The sequence below is a fragment of the Streptomyces dangxiongensis genome (assembly GCF_003675325.1).
Lineage (GTDB): Bacteria > Actinomycetota > Actinomycetes > Streptomycetales > Streptomycetaceae > Streptomyces > Streptomyces dangxiongensis.
Genome location: NZ_CP033073.1, coordinates 6,144,534 through 6,161,056, shown reverse-complemented (window position 1 = coordinate 6,161,056; position 16,523 = coordinate 6,144,534). Strand labels below are relative to the sequence as shown.

Annotated in this window: 13 protein-coding genes and 1 rRNA gene; 6 read left to right on the top strand and 8 right to left on the bottom strand. The window is 69.4% G+C overall.

Annotated features, from left to right (window positions below; genetic code table 11):
- Nucleotides 1-110 precede the first annotated feature (110 nt).
- Both D9753_RS27810 and D9753_RS27800 read right to left on the bottom strand, forming a co-directional pair.
- Nucleotides 111-1,636, bottom strand: a 16S ribosomal RNA gene (locus tag D9753_RS27810).
- A 606-nt stretch (nucleotides 1,637-2,242) separates the two neighbouring features.
- Nucleotides 2,243-2,893 carry a DNA-3-methyladenine glycosylase gene (locus D9753_RS27800; protein WP_121789502.1) on the bottom strand — a complete coding sequence of 217 codons (651 nt, stop codon included), beginning with the start codon at nucleotides 2,891-2,893 and terminating at the stop codon, nucleotides 2,243-2,245.
- A 101-nt stretch (nucleotides 2,894-2,994) separates the two neighbouring features.
- Between D9753_RS27800 and D9753_RS27795 the strand changes: the two genes are divergently transcribed.
- From D9753_RS27795 to D9753_RS27785, 3 genes are all read left to right on the top strand, one after another.
- Nucleotides 2,995-3,777: a sporulation protein gene (locus D9753_RS27795; RefSeq protein WP_121789501.1), complete on the top strand. Its 783-nt coding sequence runs from the start codon at nucleotides 2,995-2,997 to the stop codon at nucleotides 3,775-3,777.
- A gap of 44 nt (nucleotides 3,778-3,821) precedes the next feature.
- Nucleotides 3,822-4,361, top strand: a complete 540-nt coding sequence (locus tag D9753_RS27790; protein WP_121789500.1) for a YbhB/YbcL family Raf kinase inhibitor-like protein — start codon at nucleotides 3,822-3,824, stop codon at nucleotides 4,359-4,361.
- 168 nt (nucleotides 4,362-4,529) lie between these two features.
- Entirely contained in the window at nucleotides 4,530-5,036 is a 507-nt protein-coding gene (locus D9753_RS27785; protein WP_121789499.1) for an HNH endonuclease, read from the top strand.
- A 161-nt stretch (nucleotides 5,037-5,197) separates the two neighbouring features.
- Here D9753_RS27785 and D9753_RS27780 read toward each other — a convergent pair whose 3' ends face one another.
- The 3 genes from D9753_RS27780 to D9753_RS27770 all read right to left on the bottom strand — a co-directional run bounded on the left by D9753_RS27780 (nucleotide 5,198) and on the right by D9753_RS27770 (nucleotide 7,587).
- Nucleotides 5,198-6,163, bottom strand: a complete 966-nt coding sequence (locus tag D9753_RS27780; protein ID WP_121789498.1) for an SPFH domain-containing protein — start codon at nucleotides 6,161-6,163, stop codon at nucleotides 5,198-5,200.
- Nucleotides 6,164-6,286: 123 nt separating this feature from the next.
- On the bottom strand, nucleotides 6,287-6,718 hold the full coding sequence (locus tag D9753_RS27775; protein WP_121789497.1) for an NfeD family protein: 432 nt from the start codon (nucleotides 6,716-6,718) through the stop codon (nucleotides 6,287-6,289).
- A 71-nt stretch (nucleotides 6,719-6,789) separates the two neighbouring features.
- Entirely contained in the window at nucleotides 6,790-7,587 is a 798-nt protein-coding gene (locus D9753_RS27770; protein ID WP_121789496.1) for an ABC transporter ATP-binding protein, read from the bottom strand.
- Nucleotides 7,588-7,738: 151 nt separating this feature from the next.
- Here D9753_RS27770 and D9753_RS27765 point away from each other — a divergent pair, with 151 nt between their 5' ends.
- On the top strand, nucleotides 7,739-8,527 hold the full coding sequence (locus D9753_RS27765) for a hypothetical protein (RefSeq protein WP_121789495.1): 789 nt from the start codon (nucleotides 7,739-7,741) through the stop codon (nucleotides 8,525-8,527).
- A gap of 193 nt (nucleotides 8,528-8,720) precedes the next feature.
- On the opposite strand, the gene D9753_RS27760 is transcribed toward D9753_RS27765, so the two are convergent.
- Together D9753_RS27760 and D9753_RS27755 are read right to left on the bottom strand one after the other, a co-directional pair.
- Nucleotides 8,721-9,362, bottom strand: a complete 642-nt coding sequence (locus D9753_RS27760; protein WP_121789494.1) for a response regulator — start codon at nucleotides 9,360-9,362, stop codon at nucleotides 8,721-8,723.
- A complete protein-coding gene (locus D9753_RS27755; protein ID WP_121791322.1) occupies nucleotides 9,355-10,470 on the bottom strand; it encodes a GAF domain-containing sensor histidine kinase in 1,116 nt (371 codons plus the stop codon). Before D9753_RS27755 ends, D9753_RS27760 begins: the two co-directional genes overlap by 8 nt.
- Before the next feature lie 596 nt (nucleotides 10,471-11,066).
- Here D9753_RS27755 and D9753_RS27750 point away from each other — a divergent pair.
- Nucleotides 11,067-11,843, top strand: a complete 777-nt coding sequence (locus D9753_RS27750) for a transglycosylase SLT domain-containing protein (RefSeq protein WP_121789493.1) — start codon at nucleotides 11,067-11,069, stop codon at nucleotides 11,841-11,843.
- A gap of 112 nt (nucleotides 11,844-11,955) precedes the next feature.
- Here the strand turns inward: D9753_RS27750 and D9753_RS27745 are convergent, their stop codons facing one another.
- Entirely contained in the window at nucleotides 11,956-14,556 is a 2,601-nt protein-coding gene (locus tag D9753_RS27745; protein ID WP_240468301.1) for an FHA domain-containing protein, read from the bottom strand.
- A gap of 634 nt (nucleotides 14,557-15,190) precedes the next feature.
- On the opposite strand from D9753_RS27745, the gene serB reads away from it, so the two are divergent.
- Entirely contained in the window at nucleotides 15,191-16,414 is a 1,224-nt protein-coding gene (gene serB, locus D9753_RS27740) for a phosphoserine phosphatase SerB (protein ID WP_121789491.1), read from the top strand.
- Nucleotides 16,415-16,523 lie beyond the last annotated feature (109 nt).

The window sequence follows — 16,523 nt, the reverse complement described above, 5'->3', positions numbered from 1 at the left end:
CAGGCCGAGTGTGCCGAATAGTCAACGTTCCACCCATGAGCAACCAGCATCAGACATTCGCCGATGTACTGGCCTCTGACCAACCGAAGCTGGTGAGAAGTGCTCCTTAGAAAGGAGGTGATCCAGCCGCACCTTCCGGTACGGCTACCTTGTTACGACTTCGTCCCAATCGCTAGTCCCACCTTCGACAGCTCCCTCCCACAAGGGGTTGGGCCACCGGCTTCGGGTGTTACCAACTTTCGTGACGTGACGGGCGGTGTGTACAAGGCCCGGGAACGTATTCACCGCAGCAATGCTGATCTGCGATTACTAGCAACTCCGACTTCATGGGGTCGAGTTGCAGACCCCAATCCGAACTGAGACCGGCTTTTTGAGATTCGCTCCACCTCACGGTATCGCAGCTCATTGTACCGGCCATTGTAGCACGTGTGCAGCCCAAGACATAAGGGGCATGATGACTTGACGTCGTCCCCACCTTCCTCCGAGTTGACCCCGGCGGTCTCCTGTGAGTCCCCATCACCCCGAAGGGCATGCTGGCAACACAGGACAAGGGTTGCGCTCGTTGCGGGACTTAACCCAACATCTCACGACACGAGCTGACGACAGCCATGCACCACCTGTACACCGACCACAAGGGGGGCACTATCTCTAATGCTTTCCGGTGTATGTCAAGCCTTGGTAAGGTTCTTCGCGTTGCGTCGAATTAAGCCACATGCTCCGCTGCTTGTGCGGGCCCCCGTCAATTCCTTTGAGTTTTAGCCTTGCGGCCGTACTCCCCAGGCGGGGAACTTAATGCGTTAGCTGCGGCACCGACGACGTGGAATGTCGCCAACACCTAGTTCCCACCGTTTACGGCGTGGACTACCAGGGTATCTAATCCTGTTCGCTCCCCACGCTTTCGCTCCTCAGCGTCAGTAATGGCCCAGAGATCCGCCTTCGCCACCGGTGTTCCTCCTGATATCTGCGCATTTCACCGCTACACCAGGAATTCCGATCTCCCCTACCACACTCTAGCTAGCCCGTATCGAATGCAGACCCGGGGTTAAGCCCCGGGCTTTCACACCCGACGTGACAAGCCGCCTACGAGCTCTTTACGCCCAATAATTCCGGACAACGCTTGCGCCCTACGTATTACCGCGGCTGCTGGCACGTAGTTAGCCGGCGCTTCTTCTGCAGGTACCGTCACTTTCGCTTCTTCCCTGCTGAAAGAGGTTTACAACCCGAAGGCCGTCATCCCTCACGCGGCGTCGCTGCATCAGGCTTTCGCCCATTGTGCAATATTCCCCACTGCTGCCTCCCGTAGGAGTCTGGGCCGTGTCTCAGTCCCAGTGTGGCCGGTCGCCCTCTCAGGCCGGCTACCCGTCGTCGCCTTGGTGAGCCATTACCTCACCAACAAGCTGATAGGCCGCGGGCTCATCCTTCACCGCCGGAGCTTTACACCATCAAGGATGCCCAAGATGGTCATATCCGGTATTAGACCCCGTTTCCAGGGCTTGTCCCAGAGTGAAGGGCAGATTGCCCACGTGTTACTCACCCGTTCGCCACTAATCCCCACCGAAGTGGTTCATCGTTCGACTTGCATGTGTTAAGCACGCCGCCAGCGTTCGTCCTGAGCCAGGATCAAACTCTCCGTGAATGTTTTCCCGTAATCGGGATGACACCACGAGAGCGGTGCGAGAGGAGGAATGATCCTCTCGCACACAGCGTCCTCGCTGTGTTATTTCAAAGGAACCTCGCCCCCTCGTAACCGAGAGGAACGGGGTATCAACATATCTGGCGTTGACTTTTGGCACGCTGTTGAGTTCTCAAGGAACGGTCGCTTCCTTTGTACTCACCCTCTCGGGCTTTCCTCCGGGCGCTTCCCTTCGGTCTTGCGTTTCCGACTCTATCAGATCTTTTCTCGACCCGATTTCCTCGGCGCTTTCCAGGTTCCCGCTTCCGCGTTTCCCTTTCCGGCGGTTCCGACTCTATCAGACCCTTTCGGCGTCCGATTCCCGGTCGGCGGGATTTATCTGCGGGCTTTTGGCTTTCACCTCCGGCCTTTCGACATCCACTACTTTAGCCGATTCCCTCGGCGGCTCATAATCGAGTCCCGCGAGTTCGAATTCGGGCGCGCGGACGCGACAGAATCCGACCCCGCTGAGGGGCTGTAGCTAAGTGGAGGTTTTGCCGCTCCGGCTGCTGGCGATCGCCGTACCCGGTTCAGCGGCTCGGGCCACATTACGCACCTTGGCGGGCCGCGTCAACTCTGTCGGCGCCTCGGCGTGTGCGCCCGGTAGGGGCTCACCGTCGGGTCGTCCGCCACCCAGTAACGCCAGGGATGGCGCTCCCCGCTCCCGCCCTCGCCGGCGACCCCGGTCCGGGGGCCGCTGCGTACCTGGCCGGCGGGGACGGGCGTGCCGGCCAGCATCCTCAGTGGTGTCTCTCCCGAGGCGCACGCGTCCGTGCCGTCCAGGGCGCGGTCGACCTCGAGGGCGGTGGCCAGCCGGGCCGGCCCCTTGGCCAGTTCCTTGTCATTACGAGCGGAGGCGCGCCGCTTGCGGGCCAGCTCGACTCCCTCGACGACCTCGCCCGCGCGGAGCAGGATCCCGCTCGCCCGGCCCTCGGGTCCGCAGACGAGGTTCATGCAGTGCCACATGCCGTAGGTGAAGTAGACGTACACATGTCCGGGCGGGCCGAACATCACCGCGTTGCGGGCGGTGGGGCCACGGTAGGCGTGGGAGCCGGGGTCGTTCGGGCCGTCGTACGCCTCGACCTCGGTGAGGCGGAGGGCGATCGGGCCGTCGGGGGTCGTCCGGACCAGGATGCGGCCGAGGAGGTCCGGTGCGACGTCCAGTACCGGGCGGTCGAAGAAGGTACGGGGCAGTGGCGTACGGTCCGGGGGCGCGATCATGCTCTCCGAGGGTAGCCCAGACGGAGCACCGCACCGGCCGGAACCGGCCGGGGTCGGATCGCGTTCGTAGGGGTCGAGAATCCATTCGCGAAGGGAGAGTCATGGCGTTCAAGAAGCTGCTCGCGAGCCTCGGGGCCGGCGGTGCCTCGGTCGAGACGGTGCTGACCGAGGTCAACGTCGTACCGGGTGGTGTCGTCCAGGGTGAGGTGCGGATCCAGGGCGGGTCCGTCAACCAGGCGATCGAGGGACTGTCCGTCGGTCTCCAGGCCAAGGTCGAGGTGGAGAGCGGCGACCAGGAGTACAAGCAGGACGTCGAGTTCACCAAGGTGCGGCTCGGGGGTGCGTTCGAGCTGGAGGCGGGGGCCGTGCACGCGGTGCCGTTCGGGCTGGAGATCCCCTGGGAGACGCCGGTCACGACGATCGACGGGCAGGCGCTGCGCGGTATGCACATCGGGGTGACCACCGAGCTGGCGATCGCGCGGGCCGTGGACTCCGGTGACCTGGACCCGATCAACGTGCACCCGCTGCCGGCGCAGAAGGCGATCCTGGACGCCTTCATCCGGCTGGGCTTCCGCTTCAAGAACGCGGACATGGAGCGCGGCCACATCCGCGGGACGCGGCAGAAGCTGCCGTTCTACCAGGAGATCGAGTTCTTCCCGCCGTCGCAGTACCGGGGTCTGAACCAGGTGGAGCTGAGCTTCGTGGCCGACGAGTACGCGATGGACGTCGTACTGGAGATGGACAAGAAGCCGGGTCTGTTCAGCGAGGGTTCGGACACCTACCGGTCCTTCCAGGTGGGTCTGGACGACTGGCAGGGGACCGACTGGGCGGCCTACCTCAACCAGTGGCTGTCCGAGGTCGGCAGCAAGCGCAACTGGTTCTAGGCTCGGAACTGCTGATTCCAGTCCACGACCAGGAGGGTACCGAGGTGACCGAGCTGAAGCGGCGGCCGCTCCCCCACGACTTCCATCCGCCCGTGCCGTCGTTCACGGTGACGAGCGAGGACGTCGAGGAGGGTGCGACGCTGAAGAGCACCCAGGTCCAGGCGGAGGGCAACACCTCGCCGCAGTTGCGCTGGGAGGGCTTCCCGCGGGAGACCAAGAGCTTCGCCGTGACCTGCTACGACCCGGACGCGCCGACGGGCAGCGGGTTCTGGCACTGGGTCCTGTTCGACATCCCGGCCTCGGTGACGGAGCTGCCGGCGGGTGCGGGTGGCGGGAAGTCCGAGGGGCTCCCCGAGGGCGCCGTCCACGCGCGCAACGACTACGGGACGAAGGACTTCGGGGGTGCCGCTCCGCCGCCCGGGGACGGCCCGCACCGGTACGTGTTCACGGTGTACGCGGTGGACCGGGAGAAGCTGGGTCCGGATGCGGACGCCTCGCCGGCCGTCGTCGGGTTCAACCTGCGGTTCCACACGCTCGCGCGTGCCCAGCTCATCGGTGAGTACGAGAATCCCGCCGAGAGCTGACCGCACCCCCTCGCCGCAGCCCGGCGTTCATGGAAGGTTTGCCCGTCTCCGGTCTTGGAAGTGATCGGGGGCGGGCAGTTTTTATTGCGTTGTCCATCTCGGCGCGCCCGTCCAGAGTTGGTCCGAGCCCGCCGGGGAGTGGGCCGGCGCACATGGGAGGTGGGCTGGATGCGTGACACGCTGGTTCTGAACGCGAGCTTCGAGCCGCTGTCGACGGTGACTTCGAACCGGGCCGTTGTCCTGGTGCTGCAGGACAAGGCCGTGGTCGAGCAGGCCCACTCCGAACTGCGTATGCGCGGTGCGGACGTGGACATACCCGTGCCCCGGGTCATCCGGCTGTGCCGGTACGTACGGGTGCCGTTCCGAAGACAAGCTCCGTGGTCGCGGCGGGGTGTGCTGGTCCGGGACCGGTACCGGTGCGCGTACTGCGGGCACCGGGCGACGACCGTGGACCACGTGCTGCCGCGGTCACGGGGTGGGCAGGACACGTGGCTGAACACGGTGGCCGCGTGCGCGCAGGACAACCACCGCAAGGCGAACCGGACTCCGGAGGAGGCCGGGATGGCTCTGCTGCGGGAGCCTTTCGAGCCGACGCCGGCGGACGCGATGCTCCTGGCCCTGGGCCGGGGGGACTTCGACGCGCTTCCCGAGTGGCTGGGCCGGGACGCGGCCTAGGCGTACGGCGGGATCGGTCGTGCCGACGGGCCAGACGCCGGGGCGGTGACGTGCGTGCCGGCCCGGTGCCCTGATCGACTACGCGTCGCACGCCGGGCCCCGGCACTGTTCGGAGCACGGTGCGTCGGTTCGGCAGCGGTCGGGAGGCCCGGAGAACGGGCTCAGTCGATGGTCGGCTTCTCGCGGCGTTCCGTGGCCGTGCCGGTGTTTTGGGGCGGGACGGAGTTGCCGCCGTTGCCCGAACCGCCGCCGAAGGGGCCGAAGTTGCCCATCGCGCCGGAGAGGCCCTTGAGGGCGTCGCCGATCTCGCTGGGGACGATCCAGAGCTTGTTGGCGTCGCCCTCGGCGATCTTGGGGAGCATCTGGAGGTACTGGTAGGAGAGGAGCTTCTGGTCCGGGTCGCCGGCGTGGATGGCCTCGAAGACCGTGCGGACGGCCTGGGCCTCGCCCTCCGCGCGCAGGGCGGCTGCCTTGGCCTCGCCCTCGGCGCGCAGGATCTGGGACTGCTTCTCGCCCTCCGCGGTGAGGATGGCGGCCTGCCGCGTGCCCTCGGCGGTGAGGATGGCGGCGCGCTTGTCACGGTCGGCGCGCATCTGCTTCTCCATCGAGTCCTGGATGGAGGTGGGCGGTTCGATGGCCTTCAGCTCGACGCGGTTGACGCGGATGCCCCACTTGCCGGTGGCCTCGTCGAGGACGCCGCGCAGGGCCGCGTTGATCTCCTCGCGGGAGGTCAGGGTGCGCTCCAGGTCCATGCCGCCGATGATGTTGCGCAGCGTGGTGACGGTGAGCTGCTCGATCGCCTGGATGTAGCTGGCGACCTCGTAGGTGGCGGCCCGGGCGTCGGTGACCTGGTAGTAGATGACCGTGTCGATGTTCACGACCAGGTTGTCCTGGGTGATCACCGGCTGGGGCGGGAACGGGACGACCTGTTCACGCAGGTCGATGCGGTTGCGGACGGTGTCTATGAACGGGACCACGATGTTCAGGCCCGCGTTCAGCGTGCGTGTGTAGCGGCCGAAGCGCTCGACGATGGCGGCGCTGGCCTGTGGGATGACTTGGATCGTCTTGATCAGGGCGATGAAGACCAACACCACCAGGATGATCAGGACGATGATGACCGGTTCCATCGTCGCTCCCCGTACCCTTCTCCGCTTCGGCGCCTACGGCAGATCTCATGACTGTTGAGGATCTTGCTGGTCGAGTCTGACAGACCGTCGCGCAACTCGTGAGTCGTTCTCGGTGAGTTGTTCTCAGATGACGACCGCGGTGGCTCCTTCGATGTCCACCACGTCCACCTCTTGGCCCACTTCATAGGCGCGGGCGGTGTCGAGCGCGCGGGCCGACCAGATCTCGCCGGCGAGCTTGATACGGCCGCCGGAGCCGTCGACCCGCTCCAGCACCACGGCCTGCCTGCCCTTCAACGCCTCGATACCCGTGGCGAGTCGGGGGTGCTGTCTGCCGTGCCGGGCCGCGATGGGCCGGACGACCGCGATGAGGGCGACGGAGACGGCGACGAACGTGAGGACCTGGATGACCGCGTCGAAGCCGAGGGCGGAGACGACCGCCGCCGCGACGGCTCCCACCGCGAGCATGCCGAACTCGGGCATGGCGGTGACGACGAGCGGGATTCCGAGCGCCGCCGCGCCGACGAGCCACCACACCCATGCGCCGATGTCGTTCACATGGTCATGGTAGGACCGCGATCGGGCGGCGGACAGGGCGCGAACGGGAGCGGAACCGGCTCGGGGGCGGGTCAGGACAGGGGGAGGCCCTGTGCGGTCCAGCGCTCGCCGACCTGCTCCACGACAAGCGGAAGGCCGAAGCAGAGGGAGAGGTTGCGGGAGGACAGTTCCAGCTCGATCGGGCCGGCGGCGAGGACCTTGCCCTGGCGGATCATGAGCACGTGGGTGAAGCCGGGGGCGACCTCCTCGACGTGGTGCGTGACCATGATCATCGAGGGGGCGATGGGGTCGCGGGCGAGCCGGCCGAGACGGCGGACGAGGTCCTCGCGGCCACCGAGGTCCAGGCCGGCGGCGGGCTCGTCGAGCAGGAGCAGTTCGGGGTCGGTCATCAGGGCGCGCGCGATCAGGGTGCGCTTGCGCTCGCCCTCGGAGAGGGTGCCGAACCTGCGGTCCAGGTAGTCGCTCATGCCGAGGCGGTCGAGGAAGGCGCGGGCACGCTGCTCGTCGACGGCCTCGTACTCCTCCTGCCAGCCGGCGGTCATGCCGTAGGCGGCGGTGAGGACCGTCTGGAGGACCGTCTGGCGCTTGGGGAGCTTCTCGGCCATGGCGATGCCGGCCATGCCGATGCGGGGGCGCAGTTCGAAGACGTCGGTGCCCGGACTGCCGAGGGTCTCGCCGAGGATGGTGGCAGTGCCCTTGCTGGGGTAGAGGTAGCTGGAGGCGACGTTCAGGAGAGTGGTCTTGCCGGCGCCGTTGGGACCGAGGATGACCCAGCGCTCGCCCTCCTTCACCGACCAGGAGACCTGGTCCACCAGAGCCCGGCCCTCCCGGACCACGGATACGTCCTGAAGCTCCAGAACATCGCTCATGAGCGTGTTGTCTCCCCTTGCAGTGTCGCCGGTCTCGGCTGTCGCGTACGCCTGTGGCTCGGGTCCGCCACGCCCGTGGGCGCAGCCCTCATGAAATCTACGCCACGAGCGTCCCGCACCATTCCATCGGTCCGGTCCTTAGGGTGGGGGCATGCTCTCGGAACCGCGTTCAGGACGCCTTGCCGCTTGGGGAAACGCCCTTCTGGCCGGACTTGTCTCTCCGGACGACGCCGTGCTCGCCATCGTGGGCGAGGACGCGGTGCACCGGGTGGAGGGGCTGCCCGGTGAGTCCGCGCCGGTCGGGCTGACGCTGGCGCTGGGGCGGCTGCGCGCGCTGGGCGTGTCCGGGCTGCGGGTGGCGCTGCCCGCGCCGGGGCATCCGCTGGGGCTGAGCGGACCTGTGGAGTTCAACGCGCGGGCGCTGGAGGCCGGGGAGGCGGTGGTCTGTCACGGCGCGGCGTCCGGGCTGGTGCCCGAGGTGTTCCAGGCCGGCCCGCGGGGGGATGTGCACGTGGAGGTGGTGTGGCACGTGCTGCCGGTGCGGGAGGCGCCGCCCGCGGACGTGCCGTCGCTGGGCGAGGCCGAGCGGGAGCTGGCGGAGGCGCTGCGCGAGGCGACGGAGGTGCTGTCCGGGCTGGACGTCGCCGGATCGGGTCCGGTGGCGGAGGCGGCGATCGGCGCGTACCGGGCGCGGGCCGAGCGCGGCCGGGAGGTGCTGGCGCCGGGGTATCCGCCGCGTGCGGTGCGGGTGCTGGAGCTGGCGCAACGGGTGAGACTGCTGGTGTCGCTGGCGTACGACCACGGGCACGGGGGTGCGGTCAGCTCCGCGGAGATGGCGGCGCGTGGCGAGGCGCTGCGTCCCGTCGAGCGGACGGCCCGGCGGGCGCAGGTGGCGGCGTACAACGCGGTCGTGGAGGAGCGGGAGCGGGGACTGCGGTGAGCCCCGGGGCGCTGTGCGCCGGACAGCGGACCCCCGGGGCGATGGGCAGCGAGCCTCCGGGGCGTCGGAAGCAGCGGACCCCCGGGTCGATGGGCAGCGGACCCCAGGGGCGATAGGCAGCGAACCCCCGGGGCGCCGGGCGGCGGACCTCCGGGGCGCGTCCGGGGCCGGGTGCGGTCTCGGCCGGGGCGGCTCAGCCGGCCATGCCGTGGCGTACGGCCCACAGCGCGGCCTGGGTGCGGTCGGCGAGGTCGAGCTTCATCAGGATGTTGGAGACGTGTGTCTTGACGGTCTTCTCGGACAGGACGAGGGCGCGGGCTATCTCGCGGTTGGAGCGGCCGTCCGCGATCAGGCCGAGCACCTCACGCTCCCGCTCGGTCAGCGTGCCGCCCCTGCCGTGACCGGTGCCGGTCTCCTCCTGTGAGAGCAGCGCACCGGCGACCTCCGGCTGGAGCAGGATGTGCCCGGCGTGCACGGAGCGGATGGCGCCGGCGAGGGCGTCGGGGTCCACGTCCTTGTAGACGTACCCGGCGGCGCCCGCGCGCAGCGCCGGGACGACCGTGCGCTGCTCGGTGAAGCTGGTGACGATGAGCACGCGCGCGGGGTTGTCGAGTTCGCGCAGCCGGCGCAGGGCGTCGATGCCGTCCGTGCCCGGCATTTTGATGTCCATCAGGACGACGTCGGGGCGCAGCTCCTCGGCGCGGTCGACTCCCTCGGCGCCGTCGGCCGCCTCGCCGACGACCTCGATGTCGTCCTGGACCTCCAGGAAGGTGCGCAGGCCCCGGCGGACGACCTGGTGGTCGTCGACGAGGAGCACCCTGATCGGTTCACCCACCGGGGACCTCCATCTCGATCGTGGTGCCCTTTCCGGGCGCCGATTCCACGGTCAGCGTGCCGCCGGCCCCGCTCGCCCGGTCCCGCATCGAGACCAGGCCGAGGTGGCGTCCGGCGCGGCGGACCGCCGTCGGGTCGAAGCCGCCGCCGTCGTCGGTGACGCGCAGGACCGCTCCGCAGCCGCGCCGCCGCACGCTCACGTCGACGTGGGCGGCGCCGGAGTGGCGCAGGGCGTTGTGCAGGGCCTCCTGGGCGACTCTGAGCAGGGCCTCCTCCTGGGCGGCGGGCAGGGCGCGGAAGCCGTTGCCGGTGAAGGTCACGCGCGCGGTGTGGGCGCGGTCGAGGACCTGGATCTGGGTGCGCAGGGTGGCGACCAGGCCGTCCTCGTCCAGCGCGGCGGGCCGCAGCTCCACGACGGCGGCGCGCAGTTCGTCGGCGGCCTCGGCGGCGAGAGCCGCGACCTGGTGCAGTTCGTCCTTGGCGCGGGCGGGGTCGCGGTCGACGAGCGCGGCGGCGGCCTGGGCGGTCAGGCGCAGCGAGAAGAGTTTCTGGCTGACCGCGTCGTGCAGTTCGTGGGCGAGCCGGGAGCGTTCCTCGGCGATGGTCAGTTCGCGGCTGCGCTCGTAGAGGCGGGCGTTGGTCAGGGCGATGGCGGCGTGCTGGGCGAGGATGCCGAGCAGCTCCTCGTCCTCCTCGGTGAAGCCGCACCCGCCCTCGGGCCGGGGGCGCGGTGGGTGGCCGTCCGCAGCGCACAGCTTGTTGGCGAGGAAGAGCGCGCCGATGACCTCGTCGCCGTCGCGGATGGGCAGGCCCAGGAAGTCGACCAGGTCGGGGTGGGCGGACGGCCAGCCCTCGAAGCGGGGGTCCTTGCGCAGGTCGGCGAGGCGCTCGGCCCTCGCGTCGCGGAGCATCGCGGCGAGGATGCCGTGCTGGCGAGGGAGCGGGCCGATGGCGCGCCACTGCTCGTCGCTGACGCCGTCCACGACGAACTGGGCGAAGCCGCCGTGGTCGTCGGGGACCCCCAGGGCGGCGTACTGCGCGTCGAGCAGTTCACGGGCGGAGGCGACGATCGTCTTGAGGACGTCGCGCACCTCCAGGTGCCTGCTCATGGCCAGCAGCGCGGAACTCACCGCGGCGAGGCCGGACCGGGGGCCTTGACTCTTGCGCTCACCGTACCGGCGGGCTGTGACAGCGCGGATCGGTCCGGTGGCGGCGGAAGCCGGTCCGCCGGACCTAGGGCGGGTGGCGTATGCCGCCGGGCGCGGGGCACGGGTGGTGGGGTGGCGGTCGACAGGACCTGCTTCGAGGCGCCGCGCGGGCTCCACCTGTGGCGGGAGGTCGGCTACGTCCCTCTCCTCCTCACGCGGGAGGACCCTCACCCATCGCGTTGCGGTGGCAACGCACCGTGAGAGTGCGTGGGGCGCGGTGTGAGCCCGCGCATAGGGCCTGCATCACGTACGAAGAGGCATAGGAGACGAACCGGCCCGCATGAACGGGACCGATGGCCCTGTCTGTCCCGTTTTGCCCTTCCCTGATCCACTACCCGGCTTCGTACGTCACACCTTTGCCTGGGGATTTTGCGCCAGCTAAGAATGGCTCTCGTCGCTCAGCGCCGCGGGTTCCGCCCGCGGCGTTCGTGTGGGAGGAGCCGATTCCCCCGGCGGACGCAGAGCGGCCTCCGCGCTATCGAAGAGGTCCATCAGCCATGCCCAAGAACATCCTCGGCCGTGCTCGCAGTCGTGCCCTCACGAAGCAGCACGGGATCGTCCTTTCCGGTGTCGCCGCGCTCGGCACCGCCGCCCTCGCCTTCTCGGCCGTCCCCAGCAGCGCCGGAACCGTCACGACCGGCGCCCCCGCCACGACCGCGCAGGTCGCGGCCGGCATCTCCCTGAAGAACGTGAAGGGCACGGTCACCGACCAGCTCGCCGGCACGAACGTCAAGCTCGACGCATACGCGGCACAGAAGAAGGCCGTGGACGCGGCCGCCGCGAAGAAGGCGGCCGACGCCGCCGCACAGAAGAAGGCCGCCGAAGCCGCGGCGCAGAAGACGGCCGCGCAGGCCGCCGCCGTCCGGCAGGCCGTACAGGAGCACGCCGCTCGTCAGGCGGCCGACCGTTCCGCGCAGCGCCCGCAGATGCAGCCGGTCGCCGCGAAGACGTACGCCGACAACCTCGACGGCTGGATCCGCCAGGCCCTGGACATCATGAAGGCCAAGGGCATCCCGGGCTCCTACAACGGCCTGCACCGCAACATCCTGCGGGAGTCCTCCGGCAACCCCAACGCCATCAACAACTGGGACGTCAACGCCGTCAACGGCATCCCGTCCAAGGGCCTGCTCCAGGTCATCCCGCCGACCTTCACCGCGTACCACGTCTCCGGCACGTCCTGGAACATCTACGACCCGGTCGCCAACATCACCGCCGCCGCCAACTACGCGGCGGACAAGTACGGCTCGATCGACAACGTCAACAGCGCGTACTGAGGGCCGGCGCGGACCTCGGTGACGACGGCGAAGGGCGGCACCCCCACTGCGGGGGCGCCGCCCTTCGGTGTCGTACGGGCACGGAACGCTCGCGCGTGTCGTACGGGTGCGGTTACTTGCGCATGACCTCCGGCTCGTGGCGGCGCAGGAAGCGGGCCACGAAGAAGCCGCAGGCCACACCGAGCGCGATCAGCGCGACCATGTCCAGGCCCCAGGCCGCGGCCGAGTGGTCCCACAGCGGGTCGGTGCTGCCGGGGTCGTCGGTGTTCGGGGCGATGTTGTTGAAGTCCAGCGTGGTACCGGCCGCGGCCACCGCCCAGCGCGACGGCATCAGGTACGAGAACTCGTTGACGCCGAGCGTGCCGTGCAGCGCGAACAGACAGCCGGTGAAGACGACCTGGATGATCGCGAACATGACGAGCAGCGGCATGGTCTTCTCGGCGGTCTTCACCAGCGAGGAGATCACCAGGCCGACCATCATCGAGGTGAAGCCCAGCGCCATGATCGGCAGGCACAGCTCCAGCAGCGTCGAGCCGCCGAGGACGAGCCCCTTCGCGGGGATCTCCCGGCTGGCGAAGCCGATCACACCGACCATCAGGCCCTGGAGCACGGTGACGGCACCGAGCACGACCACCTTCGACATCAGGTACGCCGAGCGGGACAGACCCGTCGCGCGCTCCCGCTCGTAGATCACCCGTTCCTTGATCAGCTCACGGACCGAGTTCGCGGCACCCGCGAAGCACGCGCCGACGGCGAGGATCAGCAGGACGGTGGTGGCCGTGCCGTTCGGGACGTGCGTGCCGGTCCTCGGGTTGATCGCCTCGTTGACCAGCAGACCGCGGCTGTGGTCGATCAGCAGACTGACCGCGCCGAGGACCGCCGGCAGGATCACCGTCAGCGCCAGGAAGCCCTTGTCGGAGGCGATGACCGACACATAGCGCCGGATCAGGGTCATGAGCTGGGAGCCCCAGCCCTGCGGCTTGGGCGGCCTGATCGCCTGGGGCACCGGCACGGGTGCGGACTGCGGTGCGACCGAGTCGAGGTCCGCCGCGTACATCTGGTAGTGCTGCGAGCCCTTCCAGCGGCCCGCCCAGTCGTAGTCGCGGTAGTTCTCGAAGGCGGAGAAGACGTCGGCCCAGCTGTCGTAGCCGAAGAAGTTCAGCGCCTCCTCCGGCGGACCGAAGTAGGCGACCGCACCGCCCGGCGCCATCACCAGCAGCTTGTCGCACAGGGCCAGCTCGGCCACGGAGTGCGTGACGACGAGGACCGTGCGGCCGTCGTCGGCGAGGCCGCGCAGCAACTGCATGACGTCACGGTCCATGCCCGGGTCGAGACCGGAGGTCGGCTCGTCCAGGAAGATCAGCGACGGCTTGGTGAGCAGCTCCAGGGCCACCGACACGCGCTTGCGCTGGCCACCGGAGAGCGAGGTGACCTTCTTGTCCTTGTGGATGTCGAGCTTCAGCTCGCGCAGCACCTCGTCGATGCGGGCGTTGCGCTCCTGCGCGGTGGTGTCGGCCGGGAAGCGCAGCTTGGCCGCGTACTTCAGGGCCTTCCTGACGGTCAGCTCCTTGTGCAGGATGTCGTCCTGCGGGACCAGACCGATGCGCTGGCGCAGCTCGGCGAACTGCTTGTACAGGTCCCGGTTGTCGTAGAGGACCTCGCCCTGGTTGGCGGGCCGGTAGCCGGTGAGCGCCTTGAGCAGGGTCGACTTGCCGGAGCCGGAAGGGCCGATCACCGCGACCAGCGACTTCTCCGGTACGCCGAAGGAGACGTCCTTCAGGATCTGCTTGCCGCCGTCGACCGTGACGGTCAGGTGGCGCGCGGAGAAGGAGACCGCACCGGTGTCGACGAACTCCTCGAGGCGGTCGCCGACGATGCGGAAGGCCGAGTGACCGACACCGACGATGTCGGTCGGGCCGAGCAGCGCGCTGCCGCCCTTGGCGATCGGCTGGCCGTTGACGTACGTGCCGTTGTGCGAGCCGAGGTCGCGGATCTCGAAGCGGCCGTCGGGTGTGGCGTGGAACTCCGCGTGGTTGCGGGAGACCTGGAGGTCGGAGACGACCAGGTCGTTCTCCAGGGCACGGCCGATGCGCATCACGCGGCCGAGGGCGAACTCGTGGAACGTGGTCGGGCTGCGGTCGCCGTGGACCGGCGGCGCCCCCGCGCCACCACCGGGCGTCTTCTGCGCGTACTGCTCGGCGGGCCCGCCCTGCTGCTGCGGGAACGCGGGCGCCTGCTGCCACTCCGGCCCCGGGGCCTGCGGGTGCGCGGGCGCCTGGTGCGGGACGGACGCCTGGTACGCGGGCGCCTGGTGCGGGTCGGGCTGCTGGTGTGTGGGCGCCTGCTGGGGCCAGCCGGACGCGCCGGACGCCGCGTAGGGCGCCGACTGCGGCTGCTGCGCCGGGTCGCCGGCCGGCGCGGCGGCCACGGACAGGTTCAGCCGCGGTCCGTCGGTCGCGTTGCCCAGGTGCAGCGACGCGCCGGGGCCGATCTCCATGTGCTGGATCCGTCGGCCCTGCACGAACGTGCCGTTGGTGCTGCCATGGTCCTCGACGGCCCAGCCGCGGCCGTCGAAGCTGACCGTGGCGTGCCGCCAGGACACCCTGGCGTCGTCGAAGACGATGTCTCCCTGCGGATCGCGTCCGAGGGTGTAGGTCCTGGACGGATCGAGCGTCCAGGTACGTCCGTTTGTTTCGAGTACGAGTTCCGGCACTCCATGCCCCACTGAGTTGTCCCCCGAATTTGCCCCCGTCGCGGGGAGTCTAGGGATGTCGAACATCGTGGGGAACTATTTCAGGCTCGGCCCTCTGACCGAAATCCGGGCCTTGCCAAGGATGTCGGTACGCGCTTCGGATCGCCCCCGATCCGGCCCGGGCCCTAGTACGGCGGCCGTTGGTGCCCCCGGACCACAAGGCGTCGAGGGCCACTGCTGCATCGGGTTCACGCCACTCGCGGTGAAGCGGGCCGGCGCCCTGCCGCTGTCGCGGTTCCGCCTACGACCCGTACGTCCGGCCGGAGTTGTGACCGCACCGGCCGAACTCCGCGGGTACGCGAACACGGTGACCCTGGCCCTGGCCCCATCCCTGTCGCTGGCCCTGCTCCTGCTCCTGCTCCGGGTCATCGGGGCGCCGCGCCCCGCCGCCCCGCGGGCCCTCGTCGCCTGGATCTGCCGTTCTGTACCGGCCGTGCGATCCTCGTGGGGGAGGCGGGGCCGGCAGCGCGTGCGCAGGGCGGCGCCGGCTTTCGGTGGCAAGCTGGTCGACACCGGCCCTCCACCTGTTGTTCCGTGTCCGTCAGGCGGACCTCGACGGCAAGAGGCACGGGGTGCCGGATACGGTGGTGACACCATGAGCGCTTCGCAGATCCCCGCTTCGCAGACCCCCGAGGTGCCCACCCTCCTCGTCAAGATATTCGGCAAGGACAGGCCCGGCATCACGGCCGGCCTCTTCGACACCCTTGCCGCCTACCTCGTCGACGTGGTCGACATCGAGCAGGTCGTCACCCGGGGCCGCCTGGTGCTCTGCGCGCTGGTGACGCAGCCCCCGGCCGGCCTGGAGGGCGACCTGCGGGCCACCGTGCACACCTGGGCCGAGTCGATGAAGATGCAGGCGGAGATCATCTCCGGGCACGGCGACAACCGCCCGCGCGGCCTCGGACGCTCCCTGGTGACCGTGCTCGGCCACCCGCTGACCGCCGAGTCGACGGCCGCGATCGCCGCCCGGATCGCCAAGGCCGGCGGCAACATCGACCGTATCTTCCGGCTCGCCAAAATCCCGGTCACGGCCGTGGAGTTCGCGGTGTCCGGTGTGGAGACCGAGCCGCTGCGCACGGCCCTGGTCTCCGACGCGGCGGCACTGGGTGTCGACATAGCGGTCGTCTCGGCGGGCCTGCACCGGCGGGCCCAGCGGCTGGTGGTCATGGACGTGGACTCGACCCTGATCCAGGACGAGGTCATCGAGCTGTTCGCCGCCCACGCGGGCTGCGAGGACCGGGTCGCCGAGGTGACGGCGGCGGCGATGCGCGGGGAGCTGGACTTCGAGCAGTCGCTGCACGCGCGCGTGGCGCTGCTGGAGGGGCTGGACGCGTCGGTGGTGGAGAAGGTGCGCCAAGAGGTCCGGCTGACGCCGGGCGCGCGCACGCTGATCCGCACCCTGAAGCGGCTCGGCTACCAGGTCGGCGTGGTCTCCGGCGGCTTCACCCAGGTCACGGACGATCTGAAGGAGCGGCTCGGGCTGGACTTCGCGCAGGCCAACACGCTGGAGATCGTCGACGGGAAGCTGACCGGCCGGGTCGTCGGCGAGATCGTGGACCGGGCGGGCAAGGCGCGGCTGCTGCGCCGGTTCGCCGCGGAAGCCGGGGTGCCGCTGTCGCAGACCGTGGCGATCGGTGACGGCGCCAACGACCTGGACATGCTGAACGCGGCGGGGCTGGGCGTGGCCTTCAACGCAAAGCCCGTGGTGCGCGAGGCCGCGCACACGGCGGTGAACGTCCCCTTCCTCGACACGGTCCTGTATCTCCTCGGCATCACCCGCGACGAGGTCGAGGCGGCCGACACCCACGACGAGGACTGAGCCCCCGTCCCCATCCCCGGCCCGGCCCGGTCGGGAACGCCTGCCGGAGGGCTCGGCACCCGGTGCGGTGCCGGCCCTCCGGCGTACCGGGTCAGTCGCGGCTCACCTG

Bases quoted from the DNA above. Each gene is read 5' to 3' on its own strand.
- D9753_RS27800 (WP_121789502.1), bottom strand. From the start codon at position 2,893: ATGATCGCGCCCCCGGACCGTACGCCACTGCCCCGTACCTTCTTCGAC.
- D9753_RS27795 (WP_121789501.1), top strand. From the start codon at position 2,995: ATGGCGTTCAAGAAGCTGCTCGCGAGCCTCGGGGCCGGCGGTGCCTCG.
- D9753_RS27785 (WP_121789499.1), top strand. From the start codon at position 4,530: ATGCGTGACACGCTGGTTCTGAACGCGAGCTTCGAGCCGCTGTCGACG.
- D9753_RS27780 (WP_121789498.1), bottom strand. From the start codon at position 6,163: ATGGAACCGGTCATCATCGTCCTGATCATCCTGGTGGTGTTGGTCTTC.
- D9753_RS27770 (WP_121789496.1), bottom strand. From the start codon at position 7,587: ATGAGCGATGTTCTGGAGCTTCAGGACGTATCCGTGGTCCGGGAGGGC.
- D9753_RS27765 (WP_121789495.1), top strand. From the start codon at position 7,739: ATGCTCTCGGAACCGCGTTCAGGACGCCTTGCCGCTTGGGGAAACGCC.
- D9753_RS27755 (WP_121791322.1), bottom strand. From the start codon at position 10,470: ATGAGCAGGCACCTGGAGGTGCGCGACGTCCTCAAGACGATCGTCGCC.
- D9753_RS27750 (WP_121789493.1), top strand. From the start codon at position 11,067: ATGCCCAAGAACATCCTCGGCCGTGCTCGCAGTCGTGCCCTCACGAAG.
- serB (WP_121789491.1), top strand. From the start codon at position 15,191: ATGAGCGCTTCGCAGATCCCCGCTTCGCAGACCCCCGAGGTGCCCACC.